Below are 19678 nucleotides of genomic sequence, written 5' to 3' on the forward strand. Positions count from 1 at the left end.
TAAAGCCGCCTTTGAAGCGGTTTTATTTATTCTACAAGCGTCATTAATTCGTCATATTTATGTCTAAATGTATAGAAAAACAACGATAAAAAAATTCTGAAAAAAGTTTCTGAATGATTAAAAAGAGCTATATTTTTTTGTAATGACACGCCGCAATTGATGCTATATAGCACTTTGAGACTTTTGTAATTTAAAAAAATGTAATGACAAAAGCATATTGCGACACCTTGTGTCGTATGGTTAATTTCAAGCTCTTTTTTTCTATAAAAAACCCTCCATAATGCATAAAGACGTTAATGCAACACCGAATACTGTTTAGAGATTACAGAACAAATATGAGGTTTGGACACGATCCAAACCACCTTTTAAAGACGGAGGTTTCTATGGAAGCAGCGAATTTCACCATGTGGGTTGGATTTGGCTTAATCGCTGTCGCAGTTATTGCTGTTTTCTTTTCTCCTTATCGTCGTTGGTTAGGCTTTATGCTAGCGGGTATGTTGAGTTGGGGACTATTAGAAGTGGTGCGCTTTGGTATGCAAACCATGTTCGAAATGTCGGTCGCCTATAGTTATTTGACAGCCTTAAGCCTTGCGATGGTAACGGTTACATTTATACTTTTACGTGAAGACAAACAAACACAAAAGCAATTGGCGAAACGTCAGTATATTGAACATACGCCAGTCTACAAGGATGACCAACAACAATGTTCTAGCCGATAATTTATAATAATTTGAACTACATCAAAGGCATGCTCAGCATGCCTTTTTTGTGCTAACTTTCTGCAACAAAGCTTTTACAGACATATGGACAATTGTGCTAGGATACGGTTGTCTTAATTTTCATCATTATACTGTAGGCATAAATGTCATGAAGCTTTCTTCTTTACCTGTGATTCAGTTACCGATCGTTGATGTAAGCACTGACCCACTTGATCTATTAGTGGCAGGTTTGGCGTTACGTATGAAGCAATTGGCACGTACGAGCCCGAAGTTTATTGAGTTGGTTCATGACCGTGAATTTCGTATTCAAATTGGTACAGATTTAGGTTTGGCACGTCAGATTATTGTTAATCGTGGCAAAATTGATACGGTTGCGGGTAGTCCTGAAAAAGCTGATTTTATTTTGCAATTTGCTTCAAGTGAGCAAGGCGTAAAAACTTTGGTGAAGGGTGATCCAACTGCATTCATGACAGGTATGCAAGATGGCAGCATTAAAATGGAAGGTGACTTCAGCTTGTTAGTTTGGTTTAACCAAGCAGCTAAATTGATTCCACCGAAAGTGCCAAAACCAGTAAAAGAAAAAATTCGCCAAGCACGTGCATTTATTAAAGAAAAAACAGGTAAATAAACCAACCTGAAAAAAACTCCCTAAAAGGGAGTTTTTTTATGTCTCATTTATTCAATTTCTAAATTAAAAGTCACAGGCCCATCATTGATTAAATGAACTTTCATATCAGCAGCAAAAATACCTGTTTGGACATGAGCAAATTGTTGACGCGCATACTCAACCAATTGCTCATACAAAGCTTTCGCTTCGGCTGGCGGCATGGCAGGTCCAAAGTCAGGACGTAAGCCTTTTTGTGTTTGTGCCATCAAAGTAAATTGTGAAACCAATAAGAGTCCACCCTGAGCTTGGCTTAGATTCCACCCCATTTTGCCTTGTTCATCATCAAATATTCGATATTTTAGAATCTTATCAATAAGCTTTTGTCCTTGCTCTAAAGTATCGCTTTTACCTAGACCTAAGAATACGAGTAAGCCATGCTGAATTTCGCCAGTGGTTTGACCCTCAACCACGACTTTAGCTTCTAGAACTCGTTGAATTAATGCGCGCATAAGATTAAAAAATAGGTGAAATAGAGTGAGGCAGTGTAACAGACACCGCATATAAAAATGAGTTGTGCAGCAAAAGTCTACTATTCAATACGAGTCAATTGATTGTATAACAATAGCTATTATGCAAAAGAATCGGTTATAACCATCTGCTATGTCTGCCATTATTCGATCTTTACTCGACACTGACTTATATAAGTTCACCATGCTACAAGTGGTGCTGCATCAATTTCCACAGACGCATAGCGTGTATTTATTTCGCTGTCGAAACTTAGAAGATACGGTTTATCCTTTGGTTGAGATTCTAGAAGATCTGAATCATCAGCTTGATTTACTCTGTGAATTGCGTTTTGCTGAAGATGAGTTGCAATATCTTCGTTCTTTACGTTTCATTAAAAGTGATTTTGTTGATTACCTTGAATTATTTCAGCTAAAAAGACGTTTTATCCAAGCCAGTATTGATGAATCGGGTCGGTTGGATATTCGGATTGAAGGGCCGATGGTTCAGGCCATGATGTTTGAGATTTTTGTATTGGCGATCGTCAATGAATTGTATTTCCGCCGTATCCGTAGCGATGAAGTATTGGCAGAAGGTGAACGTCGCTTACAACAGAAATTACTTCAGTTAGAACAATATGCTAAAGAACAAAAAGAGAGTGATCCACCATTTTTAGTTTCGGATTTTGGCACACGCCGTCGTTATAGTTTTGAATGGCAAAAACATGTGGTACAAGCCTTTCATGCGGTTGCACCAAAAGTGTTTCGTGGAACCAGTAATGTTTTACTTGCTAAAGAGCTGGGTATTAGCCCAATCGGGACGATGGCACATGAGTTTTTACAAGCGTTTCAAGCTTTAGATGTCCGATTACGTAATTTTCAAAAAGCGGCTCTAGAAGCATGGGTACAAGAATATCGTGGTGATTTAGGCATTGCTTTGACCGATGTGGTTGGAATGGATGCTTTTCTACGTGATTTTGATTTGTACTTTGCCAAACTCTTTGATGGCTTACGTCATGACAGTGGTGATCCCTATGAATGGGGGGATAAAGCGTATGCGCACTACCGCAAATTGAAGATTGATACCAAGACCAAGATGTTGACCTTTAGTGATGGTTTGAATTTAGAAAAAGCATGGTTATTGCATCAGTATTTTAAAGACCGTTTCCAAGTGAGTTTCGGGATTGGCACCAATTTGACCAATGATATGGGGCAGAAGCCGTTGAATATTGTATTGAAGTTAGTTGAGTGTAATGGTCAATCGGTGGCCAAAATTTCCGATAGTTCGGGCAAAACCATGACTGACAATGAAACTTTCCTTGCATATTTAAGACAGGTGTTTGAGATCGAAGAGGTCAGCTAATCTATAGCTGATTTTCTGCTAATTGAAAGCAAAAAATCAGACAAAGATAAAAAGTCGGCTATGTTAAAATTGATTCAATGCGGATAGAAAATAGCATAAAAATGACTGATGTAGATTTTAAACTGGGTTTACTGATTGAGCCTGAAGAACTTGTACCTTATTTAGGACATGAGCTGATTCGTGTTGTTGATTTAAGCCGAGCATCGGTTTATGAACAATTGCATATTCCTCATGCCATTCATTTACAGCCTAAATTCTTGGTTGCACAGCATGAACAGGCGAATGGGGTATTACCTGATCTAGCAGGTTTACAAGCTCTCGTCGAAAAGTTAAATATTTCATCTCAACATCATATTGTCGTTTATGACGATGAAGGTGGTGCGTGGGCAGGGCGTTTAATTTGGAATTTACATTGTCTTGGTTTTAACCGCACCAGTTTGATTAATGGAGGGATTCATGCTTGGTTGGGGGCAGGCTTACCCACTACAGCAGATATAGATAAAGTTATCCCTGTGAATGAGCTTGTGCAAGTTAATTTGAATAGCTTGCAACTGTATCGAGTTGAATACAATGAATTGCTTCAGCAGGTTCAACAACAGAATATTCAGCTCTGGGATTGTCGCACTAATGAAGAATATACTGGACTACGTTTAGCTGCGCGACGCGGTGGTCACATCCCAAATGCATTGCATTTTGAATGGAGTACTGCCCTAAACCGTGAAAATCATCTAAAATTACACCCGCTTGAACGCACTCAACAACGTTTAGAACAATTAGGCTTTAATTTACAACAACCTGTGGTGGTGTATTGTCAGTCACATCATCGTTCGGGTTTGGCGTATATATTGGCAAGATTGCTCAATTGGCAAGTCAGAGCCTACGATGGTGCGTGGAGTGAATGGGGCAATCGCCTCGATAGTCCTATTATTTCAGGGGAGTCACCGTCTTGAGTTTTTCAGCAGATTTAAAAAAACAACTTTTTATCAAAGCACAAAATTTAGTACCGCAACATCAACTGAGTCGTGTTATTGGCAAAGTTGCCGCAAGTGAAAACGTTTTGGTGAAAACTGCTGTGATTCAAGCATTCAAAGCAAAATATGGCATTGATATGAGCATTGCTGAACAAACGAATCCGAATCAATATAAATCATTTAATGAATTTTTCACTCGTGCATTAAAACAAGGTGTACGTGGTGTAGATGAACAAGCGGATAGTATTGTTTGCCCTGCGGATGGTGCGATTTCACAGTTGGGTAAAATTGAAGCAGGTGATATTTTTCAGGCCAAAGGTCAAAGCTTTTCTGTTGAGAAATTAATTGGCGATCCGCAACTGGCAAAACCATTTATTGATGGTCAGTTTGCAACGGTTTATTTGTCACCGAAAGATTATCATCGTGTACATATGCCATTGGCTGGCACGTTGACTGAAACGTTATATATTCCAGGTGAGTTGTTCTCAGTCAACCAAACTACAGCTGAAAATGTACCAGGTTTGTTTGCGCGTAATGAGCGTATGGTATGTTTGTTTGACACTGAACTTGGTCGTATGGCGGTGGTCTTAGTCGGTGCAATGATTGTGGCAGGCATTGAAACTGTTGCAACGGGTAAAGTAAAACCTACAGGTCGTGTTGAATTACAACATCACCAAATGCAGTTAGAAAAAGGGGCTGAGTTAGGTCGTTTCTATTTAGGTTCTACTGCTGTGGTTTTATTTGAAAAAGATAAAATGGTGTGGGAAGCGCAGTTTAAAGCGAACTCGAGTGTGGTGATGGGTGAGCGTTTAGGTCATTCGATTTAATTTAGAGTTGAGTTTAAAAAGCCCTTTACAATTTTCAAGGGCTTTTTTATTGTTACGTATTTCGCATAAGGCGTGTTATGTTAATTTTAGAGGAATTTAAAAAATCATACTATTTTACGAATTTTTCAATTAATTTTTTAATAGCATCAATATCCCTATTTTTAATAATATTAAAAATTTCTTGAGGTCCAATGTCTTTTAGTACTTTATAGATACTATTAAACTTATCTTTTAGCTCAGTTTTATCATCAAGATTATAGCCATTCTCATAAACCCAATTTACTGTAGTTAACATAGCTAAAGTTACAACAGTTGCTATACCTGCTGCAGCTACGTCTAGAACACCTGTTGGAGGTAGAACGGATTTAGCCCAAAGGAAAATATTTGTTCCCGCACTTTGACTAGCAAATAATGGCAAGGCTGCAAGGGCAGACTTCTTATTTAAAACTTCACCGGTATAAATATAATGTATAGACATAATTGCAGTGGCTTGAGTCGCAGAAATATAAACAGCACTACCGGGAATAAATGCCTCACCAGCTACCGCAGCCAATGCTGTATAAATTACTCTTCTTGCTAATACAGATTTTCTTTCAATTTCTCTGGCTAAAATTAAATCTTTACCATATTCCCGAAGAAAATCCAGTATTGCATCCCTTAACTCATCAACTCCTCGGATATCTAATTCGTAATCGGTATCATAGTCAGGATCATATCCATCCACACAAGTTTGGAAAATTTGCTCATCTGGAGACAAACCTAAGGCGTCTCTCCATTGATCTACAACAGCCTTTAAAGCAGCTCTTTTCTTGTCATAAAGATCAATTTTATTTAATACGACAAATACTTGCTTACAATGCTGTTTAAGCTCGTCATAGTGTTTCTTCTGTGTGATATCCGCAGAATCTGAAACAACCAAAATACCAACATCGATATCTAACATAGCTTGTCGAGTTATTGCACTATTTTCATCAATAACATCACCAAGACCTGGGGAATCTAGGATTTCAACTTTTTCACCTAATTTAAAGCGTTTAACTTTTGTAGTAACCCCAGAAGTAGCGCCAACTTCAGCTAATTTATCGTCTTTATTTTTACGAAATAAGGCATTTAATAAGGAACTTTTTCCAGCACTTACTTTTCCGATAATAGCAACAGTAACTTTCTCATGAAAACTAGCCTCAACTTCATCTAGTTTTTGTTGTGCTACCTCTTCAAAATCTACATCTACAGAGCTATTCATAGCCAATCCTCAGTTGCTTTTTATTAAAAAATATTTGATGTTCAGATTAATTATATGGAATAAATAAATCAATAATTTACATTCTTATTGCGACAGAATATGTCGTTATTATAGAGACTTTTTACAAGCAAACTATCTAAAATATTAAGCAGAAATATTCAATAATTTTCATAACAGTCGTATCTTAACTTAGGTGATATTCTATGGCATTTATTCATAGTTCAAATGTAGTGCAATGTCCAACTTGTAAAAATACAAAGGTAACCGCATCTCATCGAGATATTATTAGCCCCTTAGATATTCCTACTTGTGCAAAGTGTAAAGAAAAAATGAATTTTCTAAAAAAAGCTGAACTAATAGATTGGTTAACGCACCCAAAAGACCTTTTAAATAACCCTAGAGATTTTTTAAAATATTTTCAGAAATAAAAATTTCACTACAAACGAATACCATTACTTTTTTCCCATTCATCGCTCCATTTAACATAATGGGTGTTATTCGAACTAAATCTTAATTATTTTAATTAAATAAATTGCTTATAAATTTAGCATAACCTAAAAAGCACCCAAAAGTCGATTCAGAAATAAGTCGGCTGCTTTTTAAGCATGTTTGATATTTCTTACCAAGCATAAAACTAACCCTGTAAGCCATTTCCTACACCGATTAACGTCAATGTCCCATTTTCAGCCTAAGTTAAATTCCCTAATATCAACTCATCAGGAACAGGAAGTTCCAAAACATAAAACAAAAATGATAAGTTTGAGCATCAGGACGTGAGGTAGGACAGGAGTTATACCTAAAGTGCGAAATACGAAAAAGCCCGACAGGATGTCGGGTTTTTTCATTTGATCTGAAACTCAGTACGTTTCTAAAAGTTCATCTGCTTAGCATTGTAATAAGCATGAATAGCATCTGCACAACTGTTAATGATTTGGTCTTCATCCTTTTTCCAGATTAATCTGACTTCACTCAATGCGTTTTCATCATGAATAGGAATCAGTCTGACATTATTTGGAAGAATCACTTTAAATTCCTCAGGTACCATACAAATGCCAAAACCATTCGCGACTAACTCCAGTTGAGACCTCTTTCTCGAATAGATTTTGGTTCTTTTGGGAGTAAAACCATTAACCAAACATAAATTAGCTGCCAGATAGCTTAACCCACCACGTCCTTTATGAGGCACAGAAACAAAATTAAGTTGTGCTAACTCTCGAATCGTCACACTTTCTTTTTCATAGAAAAAGGAGTCTGAGCTATGAGCAGCAACGTATAAAGGGGCAGTGTATAAACTGATCGAATTTACATCATTTAGATTGTGATAAATCGGCGGGCGAATAAAGCCCAAGTCAATGCTGCCATTTAATAAATACTCGAGCTGTAGTTCAGATGATAAAGTATTCATTTCAATATCAATCAAATGTGTATCACACAACTGCTCAAAGATTTCGAGCTTATTTTGATCAAGCACAATACTACTAGAATGTGCGATTTTAATAATTCGCCCTTCACCACGACTAATACTTTGAGCACTCACAATCGAGCTTTTTAAATGATCAAGGTTGGTCTTTAAACTTTTATATAGTGCTTCACCTGCAGGGGTGAGCCTTATTTTTTTCTCTGAGCGATCAAAAATTTCAAAGCCCAGTTCTTCTTCTAAATTTTTAATTTGCCTGCTGAGAGCTGATTGGGCAATAAAAAGCTTTTCTGACGCTGCAATAAAGCCACCAGTTTCAACAATCGTGATTAGATAATTGAATTGTTTTAATGTCCACATATCTCAAAATTAGATCATTGCTTGTTTTTTCTATATTAGATTAGATGGTAAAAATCTTATACCTTTTTCATAGATTCTTTATTTGAGTAACTGAAGATGACCATGACAAAGAAAATATTAATATTGATCGCTTTTGTTATCATTTGTCTACTCGCTCAAAGCTATGATGCTTATATGGGAATGACGAGTTCAATAGATCATATGAATTTATTGGGTGATTAACAGCATTCATTTAAGTTCAAGCTTAGATTTAATCTATTTGATAAATTGATCTAAGATTTAATCATGTACGCTTTTTCTTACATTGATTAAGGTGAATATCCCATTTGCAGCTTTAATTGAATTGTCTAATATCAATTCATCAGGAACAGGAAGTTCCAAAACATAAAACAAGAATGATAAGTTTGTGCATCAGGATGTGAGGTATGACAGGAGTTGTACCTAGTGAAAGGAATATGAAAAAAGCTCGACAGGATGTCGGGCTTTTTTTTATTCGATTTGAATTTGTTTTGCCCAAAACTCAATAAGAAATTGCAGAGATTGGCTGAGCGGTTTGTAGCTTGGCCAAATCGCATGAATTGGCATATCTAACCCATTGGTCGTATCACTAAATGCTAAACGAGCTAAACTTTGCTGGTTAAAATGCGCTTTCACAACAGAAAGGGGAAAATTTCCCCAACCTAATCCTTGCTCGACCATCTGAATTGCCATCGACAAATTATCAGTCGTCCAATAGGTTTCAGAAACTAGAATGCGTGGATCGGGTAAAGCATAATGTTTACTCGCCACAATAATTTGTCTTAATTCAGAGAGCGTGGTGAGTTCATTACGCTGCTGTTCTTTCAATTTCTGTGCATTGTAGGGTGAAATGGCTGCTACAAACTTTTCCATCGCTAATAATCGAAAACGTTGGTTTGTATCAATATTTGAAGAACTATAAGCAACATATAAGTCAATTTCATTTTTTTCTAGGCGCACTTTTAATTCTTGTTGAGGCGCTGAAACCATTTCAATATTGAGTAGTGGATAACGTTGAATCAGTTGTTCAATTCCCGCCAATAAAAACTTTTGGTTGACGTCTGCAGCAACCCCAATCGAAATATCAGTTTCGAGTCCCATCGAAAGCTCGCTTAAATGCATTTCAAGTTGGCGCATTTTGGTGACAATCAACCGTGCATGAGGTTCAATTGAAAGAGCGACTTCGGTAGGGGCGAGATGATTTTTACTGCGCTCAAATAATTTTAAATTCAATTCAGCTTCGAGATTCGCAATCGTCATGCTGACAGCCGAGGGCACTCGATTCAAGGCACGTGCTGCTGCGGAAAAATTACCACGATCAATGATTTCAAGAATCAACTCTAACTGATCACTGCTGAGTTTCATGACAATTTCCTTGTCAGTAAATCTGATGACGATTAACTTTTTTTATCAAATTTAAAGGGTAAAATCCACTCATTATTGATTTTAAGGTGTGGTCATGCAAGGAACCAAGAGAAGAGTCACCTACGTATTTTTCTATGAAGTTTTTAGCTTTTTCATCTGTGCGATGGTGCTGGCTGTACTTTCGGATACAAGCATAAGTCATACAGGACCTTTGTCGATCTTGATTGCTGTGATCGCAGTGACGATAAATTACTTTTATAACCATGTATTTGAGATGTGGGAAAAAAAGCAGATCTCCAAAAAACGCACAGTAATGAGACGGGTGGTACATGCCATCGGCTTTCAAATTGTTTTAGTGATGATTTTGATTCCACTCATTGCATGGTGGATGCAGATCAGTTTAATAAAAGCATTTTTGTTAGATTTCAGCCTGATGGTTCTAATACCTTGTTATACCTTTGTTTATAATTATCTTTTCGACCATATCTTTGGTTTACCCAGTCATTTGGTGGAGTCGAAACCTGTATCTGTTTAAGTCATTCCTTCATTTGAAATGTATTTTTATCTATTTGTTATTTATCTCAAAATCACAGAATTATTTGAAAAAGAGCGTATTTATATACGCTCTTTTTGATGGATTTTTAATCTAATTTTGAAAGGGAGATTTCTAATTTAGAGACGAATCCACGTCATATTTCTAAACGTATTATTATTCGGGTTTTTAGCTTTTATCGTGAGCATTTTACCTGTTTTGCTTAAACGCGCATTCAAACTATATTTATATCCATCATAAGGATTGATCCATACACCTTGTCCAAATTCTTCATTTAGATTCAGCATTTTAAGATTACTTAGTACTTCCATACCAATAATCGGCTGATTTTTTAAAGCACCAGTACAAGGGGTGCATAGTGTCGGAATCGCCTCTTTGCCTTGAGGGTACATTTTTACAATGACAGCACTGTATTGTTCAGTTTTAGAATTACGTCTGATCACAATATCAGATAGATAAGAACCACTCCGTTCATCTACCACTTTCCAAGTGCCGATCAATGGATCAGTGGGCATTGCGATCGCTGAAAATGAACTACTTAAGCCTAGGAGAAAGGCGAAACTACGAAAGAAATGAGAATTCATAAAATATATTACGTCTAAAGAGGAATGTGTGAGCAGTGAAATTAATCAAAATATTATTATATTATTATTGTAATTAAATTGTAATATCAAATATTTAGGGAGCAATTTTAGCTCCCTCTATTTTAACCTATACGATACAAACGTTCTTTGGGAAAGACAGCGGTAAAGGTTGAGCCTTCGTTTTCTTTGGAGCTAATTTCTAAATGGGCGCCATGTTGCATTAAAACATGTTTGACAATTGCTAAGCCTAAACCGGTTCCCCCTGTCTGACGGCTACGTGCGCTGTCAACACGATAAAAACGCTCAGTTAAACGGGGTAGATGTTTTGGATTAATGCCAATCCCATTGTCTTGTACGGTAAAGTAAGCGTGATCACCATCTTCATGCCAGCCAATCGTAATAATGCCGCCTTTCGGCGTGTATTTAATTGCATTGGTGATTAAATTACTAAACGCACTGGCAATTTCCATATCAGAGCCGATTAAATCACAATGACTGTCGATATCTAAATTTAAAGTATGACCATAATCGAGATTATAAGCACGCGCATCATCAAATAATTGATTCATCAAATTTGCCATGTCAATAATTTGATTTTTAGCAACTTTTTTATTGTTTTCTAAATTGGATAAAAGCAATAAATCATTCACCAATGCATTCATACGTTTGGTTTGTGATTGCATTTGAGTGAAAGCGCGTTTCCAGCGAGGAGTAATGTCATCTTGATCGATAAATGTTTCGATATAACCACTCAATACGGTGAGCGGTGTACGTAATTCATGAGAAATGTTGTCCACGAAGTCTTTACGCATTTGTTCAAGATTATGTACGCGAGTGGTGTCATACGCCACCAATAAGCGGCTTTCACCACCAAAACGAGTTAACTTCACTTGCACATATCGGTCTTCGTCCATTTGAGCCTGTAAACGGATACCATCAGGTGCTTGATCGATATGATTAAAATATTCAATAAAACTGGGTTGACGCAAAATAGCCAGTAAATTACGTCCGCGATCCAAAGGATTGATGCCCAATAACTTCTCGGCAGCAGGATTCCACCATTCAATCTGATGTTGGTCATCAATCAAAACGACAGCTTCAGCCAATGCAACCAGCGATGATTGAGCACGATCAATCAAACCTACCATTTCAGCTTGAACGATACGTTCTTGTCGCTGCGCTCGATAGACATTAAATAATAATGCACCCCAAATACCGCTTAGATTTGGGGGAACATCATAGGGGCGATTTGAGATCCACTCATTGACCAAATACAGTGAGCGGAGTTGGAGTATAAAAAAAACGACGAACGCGACAAAAATACAGCTCCAAAAGTATCCAACCCCGAATCCAATTAAGCTCGCAATCAATAAGAAAAAAAGTAGCAGTCTTAGATCTTGTTTTGCAAACGTCCATAAATTGCTGTGACGGAAACGTTGATGTTCACGTGCCAGTTCAGGGACGGGATAAGGTTCATACATAAAGGATTTTAACCTGCTGCCAAATCAGCTCGTGTAGAAAAACGATAGCCTGTGCCACGTACTGTTTGTACAAAACGATCTACGCCGAAAGGTTCTAAGACTTTGCGTAAACGTCGGATATGCACGTCAATGGTACGATCTTCGATATAAACATTACCGCCCCAAACTTGATCCAGTAATTGTGCACGTGTATACGCACGTTCAGGGTGTGTCATAAAGAAAGCCAATAAACGATATTCGGTTGGACCCATATCGAGAATACTGTTACCAAAGCTCACACGCTGGCTGACTGGATCGAGCATTAAGCCATTAGCATCAATGACTTTTTCGCCACTGAGCGCATTTGCACGACGTAATACCGCTTTGATACGAGAAACCAATTCACGCGTAGAGAATGGTTTGGTCATATAATCATCTGCACCCGCATCTAACCCTTGCACTTTATGGTCTTCTTCACCACGTGCTGTCAGCATGATGACAGGAATCTCAGCTAAGTTTTCATCACGTTTGAGACGACGGCATAGATCTACACCACTGACACCACCCGGTAGCATCCAATCCAGCAAAATAAGAGCAGGACGCTGATCGACGATAATCTGATGCGCTTGTTTGGCATCCTCAGCTTGTAAACATTGGAAGCCTGCCATATCCAAAGAGGTATGGATCATTTCGCGGATCGGTAGCTCATCATCGACAATTAAAATATAGTCATCTTTCACTGCGCAATACCCTTAAAATCTGTAACGGTGAACCGTTTTGTTGTTATGACAGGCTTATTACAAAGATTAATTATGACAATATCATTGCAAAAGAGTTAATAAAGTCGAATTTAGCAATAAATTGTGACAATTCTAGGGCAGAGTAGTGACCAAATGATGACAAGTTGTTTGCAAATAAAACAAATGAATTCATTTGGTTAATACCATTGAAACCTTTCTATTGTGTTCGTCACAAAACTGTAAAAGGATTTTAATTTTTTTGTGAGGTGGTTTCAATAAATGATAAAAACACAGCACAACAAGCAGATAACACATCTTCTAAGGGTTGTTTAAAACCTTCGGAAACCCAACGAATAATAATATGCGTGACGTAACCATTTAAACCTGTTGCCATTAATGAAACTTCTTCACCGCTTTGAGGTGCATTCGGCATGGTAATCATCACGAAAGCTTGGATAATTCGGTCGAATTGAGTCAAGGTTTCTTGAATCGTCGCCTGATTATGTAAATCTTGCACCAACATGGCATCGATATAAATAATTCGTGCCATACGAGGGTCATCTTTAATCGCACTCAATAATGCAGATAAACCTGCCGTAACCATATTCTTAGGTTCAGGTGCAGCCATGAGCACAGCTTGGGTCAAACAATTTTGCATTTTGCCAATCATTTTTAAGAATACCGTTTGGAAAAGCTCCTCACTTTTCTTAAATGATTCGTAAAAATAACGCTCAGTCAGCTTCGCCTCATTACAGACATCTTTGACAGTGACCGAAAAAAAACCCTGTGTACCATAGGTTGCAATGCCTGCTTCAATCAACTTTTCGCGGCGAGCTTCTTTGCGTTCAGTTAAAGAGAGACCTTTAAACTGACGCTCTTTCGCTTCGGTATTATTTTTCTTGCGTGTCGCTAGATCTTCAGTTGCCATGGAAAAACCGTTCCCTAAAAAGTCTTTAAATCGTATGTCTAAGATTTATTTGCATTTTAAACAGGTCTTGCGAATTTAGAATAACTAAATTTCGTAAAACTTATTTCATCGTGTCTAAACATCTTACGTCATGAAATGTAAATAGACCTAATATGACAAGCAATATGTTGGTTATTGCCATTTGTCTTAAAGCTGTAGTGTACTATATTGACAACCCGTATTGTCAAAATTATATTGGTTATAGCTTAAACTGCACATGATCAAGACAAATGTGTGCATATCATTCGCAATACAAAGGATAGGCAATGAAAAATTTTAAAAATAAAGTCGCAGCGATCACAGGTGCAGGTTCTGGGATTGGACAACAATTGGCAATTTTATTGGCTAAACAAGGTTGCCATTTGTCATTGAGTGATATCAATGAGAAAGGATTAGCGCAAACTGTTGAGTTGGTAAAACAAAACCCAATCACAGTAACGACCAAAGTTCTTGATGTTTCAAACCGTGAAGCGGTGAAGCAATGGGCGCAAGAAACTGTTCAAGATCATGGCTCAGTGAATATGATTTTCAATAACGCAGGTGTGGCACTTGGCTCAACTGTTGAAGGCGCAAGTTATGAAGATTTGGAGTGGATTGTAGGCATTAACTTCTGGGGTGTTGTTTACGGCACCAAAGAATTCTTACCATTCATTAAGCAAACCAAAGATGGTCATATCATCAATATCTCAAGTATTTTTGGTTTAACTTCGCAACCAACACAATCTGCATACAATGCAACAAAATTTGCGGTACGTGGTTTTACTGAATCATTACGTCAAGAACTTGATATTGAAAAGAGTGGCGTAAGTTCTCTTTGTGTACACCCAGGTGGTATCCGTACCAATATCGCAAAAGCTGCCAAAATGAATGACAGCTTAAAGAGCTTGGGCATGGATCCAAATAAATCGATCAAGCAGTTTGATAAATTCTTACGTACACCACCAGAAGAAGCTGCACGTCAGATTTTAAACGCCGTGTTGAAAGATAAACGCCGTTTGTTAATTGGAACAGATGCACGTATTGTGGATTCTTTCCAACGTCTATTCCCGACGGGTTATCAACGTATTGCTGCACTTGCAACGAAAATGATGTAAGTTGCAAGCATAAAAAAGCCATTCTTAGAGAATGGCTTTTTTATTTGAGGATCAAAGAAATTTTTAAATAAGGACTTTGATCTTGGTCTTCTTCCAAACAAACTGATAATAAGAGGCTTGTAATACACATAAGCACACAAAAGAAAGTGCATAAGCAGTCCAAATGCCCGTTAAGCCCCATAACGAACTAAACCAATAGGCACAAGGAACTTCAATTAGAATAATAGTGAGAATATTGATCATCATTGGAACATTGACGGTTCCACTAGCTCGCATGATTGAAGCAAAAATAGCGCTTGCGCCAAAGAATAAAATTGACCATAAAACAATAAATAAGAGCTGCTGCCCAAGTTCAATGACGCTATGATCGGTAATAAATAGAGCCATTAAATATTTGGAAAATAAGTAAGCCAAAGTGATCAAACTGCCAGTAAATATGACATTCATTCCTAAAGCCGTTCGTGTGACTTTGGCTAATAACTCGGGTTTGCCTGCACCAATCGCTTGAGCGGCAAAAATAGAAGCCGCAATTGAAATAGAGAGGGCTGGAAATTGAATATAGTTGAGTACTTGGTTCACTGCACCATATGCTGCGGTCGCATGTGCACCGTAATGATTAACCAAACCAATAATGACTAAGCCTGCCAATGAAGTTGTCACCATTTGGATGCCTGTTGGGATACCAAGTTTTAGGATCAGTTTACTTAATCTTGCATCATGGCGAATGCTTTGCAAAAGTCGCGCATCTATTTTGAGAGGATGATTCTTATAATTGAGGTAGAAGCTTAGAAAGATCAGTACAGCAGCATATCCCATGATCGTTGCAACAGCAGGGGCGACAATACCTAGAGCAGGGAATCCAAAATAGCCTTTGAGCAAAACAGGCGTTACTGCCAGACCAATCAGGCTGGTTAGGCTCAATGCAATTAGAGGGGTAACACTATCACCGACACCGCGTAAAATCGAAGTATAAATAATATAGACAAACAATAATGGACTACCCACTAGCATCCAGCGAACATAAGGTAAAGAAAGATGCATGACTTTAGGATCTGTACCTAATAATTGCAAAATATGCTCGGCAAAGCTCCAACCTAAAACAGCAATAATGCTGCCCCCAATTAAAGTCATAAATAGAGTCGAACCAATCACACTTCTGACTTTTTCAAGATTTTGCGCACCCCATGCCTGTCCAATCAGTACAGTCGTTCCTGCGGAGATTCCGATCACAAATGCCAATAAAAAGAAAAGAATTGGGAAGAATACAGAAACCGCAGCAATCGCATCAACTCCCATCATTTGACCTACAAAGATGGTATTAATCGTTCCCGACAAGTTCTGTAAAATGTTGGTAGCAATCAACGGAACAAGAAAAACAAAAAAAGTTTTCCATAGATTGGGTTGCATGACCAAAGGTTGGCGTGGTGTCATTCAGTTTCCTTCACGCTTCATCCTGAAACGGCTATATTTTTTCCAACATAACATTATCGTTACTGTTGGAGGCATGATTGTTCAGTTTATTTTTGTAGATCAACATTGTACGAGGATTTGACTCGCACGCTCTAAAGTCTGGTCTGTTTTGGCAAAACAAAAACGAATCAGGCGTAGTGATTCAGGTGCTTGTTGATAAAAAACGGAAATAGGAATCGCGACAATTTTGTGTTGTTCTGCGAGGAATTGGCACATTTCCACATCATTCAAATCAGGGCGAATCGCACTGTAATCTAAATTTTGGAAGTAGGTACCTTGTGATGGAATAAACTTGAAACGTGAACTTTGAATTTGAGTATTAAAAAGATCTCGTTTTGCTTGATAAAAGTTCGGGAGTTCCTGAATGTGCTCAGGATGTTGCTGCATATAGTTCGCTAATGCTATTTGGCAAGGTGTGGTTCCGCAAAAATTGGCAAATTGATAAATTTGACGAAACAAACGCATTAAATGTGGTGCTGCAATGCAATAACCCGTTTTCCAACCTGTAACATGATAACTTTTTCCAAAAGAACCGATTACATAACTGCGGTCACGTAATTCGGGGAATTGCAGTGCACTAAAATGTTTTTGTCCATCAAAAACAAGATGTTCATAGACCTCGTCAGAGAGCACAACGATATTTTTATCTTGAATGAGTTCAATAAGTTGATGCCAGTCTTGTTCTGACCAAATCGCACCAGTCGGATTATGCGGTGTATTGACGATAATCATGCGAGTTTTTGCATTGATACAATCTTTAACTTTTTGCCAATTCACCTGAAATGTTGGTGCTTCTAAATGAATATGAACGGATTTCCCCCCTGCCAGTTGTACTGCAGGGGCATAGCTGTCATAGCTCGGGTCAAAAATAATGACTTCATCATCTGCATGGATACAGGCTTGAATGGCACAAAAAATCGCAATGGTTGCGCCAGGGGTAATTGTAATTTCGGTGACAGGATCGAGTTGCAGTTGATCTCGCTGTAAAAACTGTTTGGCCAGTTGTTCTCTGAGTACTAAAACACCATCTCCCGCAGGGTATTGGTTATAACCTGAAAGCGTGGCTTGGCTCAGCGCTTCAAGCAATGCAGGTGGAGCAGGGAAATCGGGGAAGCCTTGAGACAGATTCAGTGCATTCAGTCGTTGTGCGAGTTCAGTCATCACGCTAAAAATAGTAACACCTTGGCTTGGGAGTTTTGACTGAAGCTGCAACATTGTTTTTAACCTGATTGATGTTTTATTTAGGACTGATTGTATCGAGAAAGAGCGGCCTTTTCCAAATTATCGATCTCTAAATAAAAAGAGATATGTCTCTTGTTGGTTTGAAACATGTGTTTCACATCAAGAGAAATATTGGAATTGTGTCTTAATAAAAACAATACTGACAGAATTGGTCAATTTTGATTTAAAATTGTAAATTTAATTGTTAATTTTCAAATATATATGTTGTTTAAATTTTATTTTTTAAGCGATATAATTTACAGATAGTGATTAAAATAAATACTATTTTTTGTCAAATAGGGCATTCAGTAATGGACAGTTTCGATCTAAAAATACGCTACCCACATCATATTGATTTAAAAGATGTAGAGCAGCTTGAGGCACTGAATACCATTGGGGTATTAACTCGTTTTGATAAAATGGGCTGGAAAAAACAATTAAGCCGTTGGCTGCAGCTGAATGGCGCTAGCCCAACGTTTACCATTACCGATGAAAAGACAGAACAAACGATCGAAATCGTATTAAATACCTATGGATCATTTCAAGAACTTAATTTTATTGTCAAGACAGATATTCCTGCTGTTGTTGCTAAAAAACAAATGTTTGGATTAGTTACACGACAGGCGAAAGAAAAAGTTCATTTTAAACAACTTTCATTGGTACAAGTAAAAGCCTATCTCACTGCATTTTTAAAACAAGATACAGATACTTTGATTCGTTATTATCAAGAAAGTAAATACATGGTTTGATCTACGAAAAGGAAGTGAAATAACACATCTCTAAATTTGATTATATTCACATTGGAGCTTATTTTATTTCAATGAAGAAATAAAAAAAGACGACAAAACAGCACTGTTTTACCGTCCTTAATCATATCATTTACAAAACATTTTCAACAATGGCGCGAATGATACCGAGTGCTAAACCAATAAAAGCACCGACAATCACACCGTTGACGCGGATCATATGCAGATCACCACCCACCTCACTCTCGATTTTGGCGATCATTTCGCGTGAATCCCATTCGTGAATACGCTCGCTGATATAGCGGATAATCTTATCGCTGTATTGTTCACTGAAATTAGTCGCTAAGCCGACCATTTTCTCATTTAACACTTGGCGTACTTTTTCATTCTGAATCAAGCTTTCACCAAGCTGTTGTATCGCAGCCTGTAAATTCGTTGCAATACCAGAATCTTCCTGCATTAAATCCGTTTTAATGGCATCACATAAAATTGCCACAGCACCACTAATAAAGTTCAGAACTTGAGGGCTATCAAGAAGGGCATCTTTACCACTATTCAAACATTGACTGGCTTCACTCTCCGTATCAGCGAGTTGTAACATGAGTGAATGTGTGGTTGTTTCAATGTCTTGTCGCCATGGATGTTCAGGGTTAGCCAACATCGATTCAACTTTTTCAATCAGTGAGTCAATTGTCCGTTGTTGCACATCAATCCCAATCCAGCTTGCACCTTTGGCAAGTTTCCAAACACCTAATTCTTGGAAAAGTTTACGTGATAGATCTCGTGCCTCTTCAGGATGAGAGACCATCCACTCATGCGCCAGATCAAGACCACGTTGTAATACGTCTTGATGGAAATCATTTTCTAAAACAGCACGTAACATTTCACTGGCTAATTTATTGATTTTAGTACTGCGGACCCATTGCACACTATTGTTTTGCACAAAGTGGGCAATTTGATCTTGGCTCACAAATTCAAAAATTTTCGGTACAGTATGTTGAATCATCTGTACGACTTGCTGGTTATTTTGAGGGTTTGCTAGCCATTGACCGACGGCCAAACTGAGGTCGGCATTTTTTAAACTACGTTCAACGATTTGAGGAGATAAAAAGTTTTCTTGTACAAAGCGGCCCATTGATTCTGCAATACGCGCTTTATTCCGTGGAATGATTTCGGTATGGTCACGCAATAGTTTGGGTAAAGGCATTTTTCCAAAAGGATTGCGGAAAAGTACAGTGACAGCGTACCAATCAGCCAGCCCACCAACTACACCTGCTTCCGCACCTAACATAAAAATATGAATAACCCATTTATATTCAGGTAAAAAATGCGCCGCGACCATTAAGCCAATCCATGCTACAACCGCAATGATCAATGCCATAGTGGCGAAGTACTTACTTCTTTGCAGGCTCGGTACGTGAATTTCTTCGACTGAATTCATTGAGTCATC

General features: G+C 37.9%; 20 protein-coding genes. 9 read left to right on the forward strand and 11 right to left on the reverse strand.

What is annotated here, in order from left to right:
* Positions 1-383 precede the first annotated feature (383 nt).
* Positions 384-719, forward strand: coding sequence for a ciprofloxacin tolerance protein AciT (gene aciT, locus AC0JIQ_RS00375; protein ID WP_004659768.1), 336 nt, complete (start codon positions 384-386; stop codon positions 717-719).
* Between the two features lie 148 nt (positions 720-867).
* The gene (locus tag AC0JIQ_RS00380) at positions 868-1347 is read left to right on the forward strand and encodes a hypothetical protein (RefSeq protein WP_004659770.1); all 480 of its coding nucleotides are present in this window, start codon (positions 868-870) and stop codon (positions 1345-1347) included.
* Positions 1348-1394: 47 nt separating this feature from the next.
* Here AC0JIQ_RS00380 and dtd read toward each other — a convergent pair whose 3' ends face one another.
* On the reverse strand, positions 1395-1835 hold the full coding sequence (dtd, locus tag AC0JIQ_RS00385) for a D-aminoacyl-tRNA deacylase (RefSeq protein ID WP_005157019.1): 441 nt from the start codon (positions 1833-1835) through the stop codon (positions 1395-1397).
* 151 nt (positions 1836-1986) lie between these two features.
* Here dtd and pncB point away from each other — a divergent pair, with 151 nt between their 5' ends.
* From pncB to asd, 3 genes are all read left to right on the forward strand, one after another.
* Entirely contained in the window at positions 1987-3192 is a 1206-nt protein-coding gene (pncB, locus tag AC0JIQ_RS00390) for a nicotinate phosphoribosyltransferase (protein ID WP_474202300.1), read from the forward strand.
* 101 nt (positions 3193-3293) lie between these two features.
* Positions 3294-4142 (forward strand): sulfurtransferase, encoded by an 849-nt coding sequence (locus tag AC0JIQ_RS00395; protein ID WP_474202301.1) that lies wholly within the window; start codon positions 3294-3296, stop codon positions 4140-4142.
* Positions 4139-4990, forward strand: a complete 852-nt coding sequence (asd, locus tag AC0JIQ_RS00400) for an archaetidylserine decarboxylase (protein WP_474202302.1) — start codon at positions 4139-4141, stop codon at positions 4988-4990. Before AC0JIQ_RS00395 ends, asd begins: the two co-directional genes overlap by 4 nt.
* Positions 4991-5099: 109 nt before the next feature.
* Here the strand turns inward: asd and AC0JIQ_RS00405 are convergent, their stop codons facing one another.
* Positions 5100-6233 (reverse strand): GTPase, encoded by a 1134-nt coding sequence (locus tag AC0JIQ_RS00405; protein WP_474202303.1) that lies wholly within the window; start codon positions 6231-6233, stop codon positions 5100-5102.
* A gap of 203 nt (positions 6234-6436) precedes the next feature.
* Here AC0JIQ_RS00405 and AC0JIQ_RS00410 point away from each other — a divergent pair, with 203 nt between their 5' ends.
* Positions 6437-6661, forward strand: coding sequence for a hypothetical protein (locus AC0JIQ_RS00410; protein WP_126132631.1), 225 nt, complete (start codon positions 6437-6439; stop codon positions 6659-6661).
* A gap of 440 nt (positions 6662-7101) precedes the next feature.
* Here AC0JIQ_RS00410 and AC0JIQ_RS00415 read toward each other — a convergent pair whose 3' ends face one another.
* Together AC0JIQ_RS00415 and AC0JIQ_RS00420 are read right to left on the reverse strand one after the other, a co-directional pair.
* Entirely contained in the window at positions 7102-8010 is a 909-nt protein-coding gene (locus tag AC0JIQ_RS00415) for a LysR family transcriptional regulator (protein WP_474202304.1), read from the reverse strand.
* A gap of 489 nt (positions 8011-8499) precedes the next feature.
* Positions 8500-9393, reverse strand: a complete 894-nt coding sequence (locus AC0JIQ_RS00420) for a LysR family transcriptional regulator (protein ID WP_474202305.1) — start codon at positions 9391-9393, stop codon at positions 8500-8502.
* 94 nt (positions 9394-9487) lie between these two features.
* On the opposite strand from AC0JIQ_RS00420, the gene AC0JIQ_RS00425 reads away from it, so the two are divergent.
* Positions 9488-9928: a PACE efflux transporter gene (locus AC0JIQ_RS00425; RefSeq protein WP_346510168.1), complete on the forward strand. Its 441-nt coding sequence runs from the start codon at positions 9488-9490 to the stop codon at positions 9926-9928.
* 137 nt (positions 9929-10065) lie between these two features.
* Here the strand turns inward: AC0JIQ_RS00425 and AC0JIQ_RS00430 are convergent, their stop codons facing one another.
* The 4 genes from AC0JIQ_RS00430 to AC0JIQ_RS00445 all read right to left on the reverse strand — a co-directional run bounded on the left by AC0JIQ_RS00430 (position 10066) and on the right by AC0JIQ_RS00445 (position 13658).
* Positions 10066-10530 carry a DUF2147 domain-containing protein gene (locus AC0JIQ_RS00430; RefSeq protein ID WP_474202306.1) on the reverse strand — a complete coding sequence of 155 codons (465 nt, stop codon included), beginning with the start codon at positions 10528-10530 and terminating at the stop codon, positions 10066-10068.
* Positions 10531-10652: 122 nt separating this feature from the next.
* Positions 10653-12011 (reverse strand): phosphate regulon sensor histidine kinase PhoR, encoded by a 1359-nt coding sequence (gene phoR / locus AC0JIQ_RS00435; RefSeq protein WP_004659791.1) that lies wholly within the window; start codon positions 12009-12011, stop codon positions 10653-10655.
* A gap of 8 nt (positions 12012-12019) precedes the next feature.
* On the reverse strand, positions 12020-12730 hold the full coding sequence (phoB, locus tag AC0JIQ_RS00440) for a phosphate regulon transcriptional regulator PhoB (protein WP_004659793.1): 711 nt from the start codon (positions 12728-12730) through the stop codon (positions 12020-12022).
* 250 nt (positions 12731-12980) lie between these two features.
* Positions 12981-13658: a TetR/AcrR family transcriptional regulator gene (locus AC0JIQ_RS00445; RefSeq protein ID WP_004659796.1), complete on the reverse strand. Its 678-nt coding sequence runs from the start codon at positions 13656-13658 to the stop codon at positions 12981-12983.
* 305 nt (positions 13659-13963) lie between these two features.
* Here AC0JIQ_RS00445 and AC0JIQ_RS00450 point away from each other — a divergent pair, with 305 nt between their 5' ends.
* Positions 13964-14791, forward strand: a complete 828-nt coding sequence (locus AC0JIQ_RS00450) for an SDR family NAD(P)-dependent oxidoreductase (protein WP_004659799.1) — start codon at positions 13964-13966, stop codon at positions 14789-14791.
* 63 nt (positions 14792-14854) lie between these two features.
* On the opposite strand, the gene AC0JIQ_RS00455 is transcribed toward AC0JIQ_RS00450, so the two are convergent.
* Positions 14855-16222, reverse strand: coding sequence for an MATE family efflux transporter (locus tag AC0JIQ_RS00455; protein ID WP_474202307.1), 1368 nt, complete (start codon positions 16220-16222; stop codon positions 14855-14857).
* 99 nt (positions 16223-16321) lie between these two features.
* Positions 16322-17476 (reverse strand): methionine aminotransferase, encoded by a 1155-nt coding sequence (locus AC0JIQ_RS00460; RefSeq protein ID WP_474202308.1) that lies wholly within the window; start codon positions 17474-17476, stop codon positions 16322-16324.
* 317 nt (positions 17477-17793) lie between these two features.
* Between AC0JIQ_RS00460 and AC0JIQ_RS00465 the strand changes: the two genes are divergently transcribed.
* Positions 17794-18231, forward strand: coding sequence for a hypothetical protein (locus AC0JIQ_RS00465; RefSeq protein WP_241307856.1), 438 nt, complete (start codon positions 17794-17796; stop codon positions 18229-18231).
* Positions 18232-18361: 130 nt separating this feature from the next.
* Here the strand turns inward: AC0JIQ_RS00465 and AC0JIQ_RS00470 are convergent, their stop codons facing one another.
* Positions 18362-19669, reverse strand: a complete 1308-nt coding sequence (locus tag AC0JIQ_RS00470) for a DUF445 domain-containing protein (RefSeq protein WP_474202309.1) — start codon at positions 19667-19669, stop codon at positions 18362-18364.
* Positions 19670-19678 lie beyond the last annotated feature (9 nt).

Source organism: Acinetobacter sp. FB, assembly GCF_056033405.1.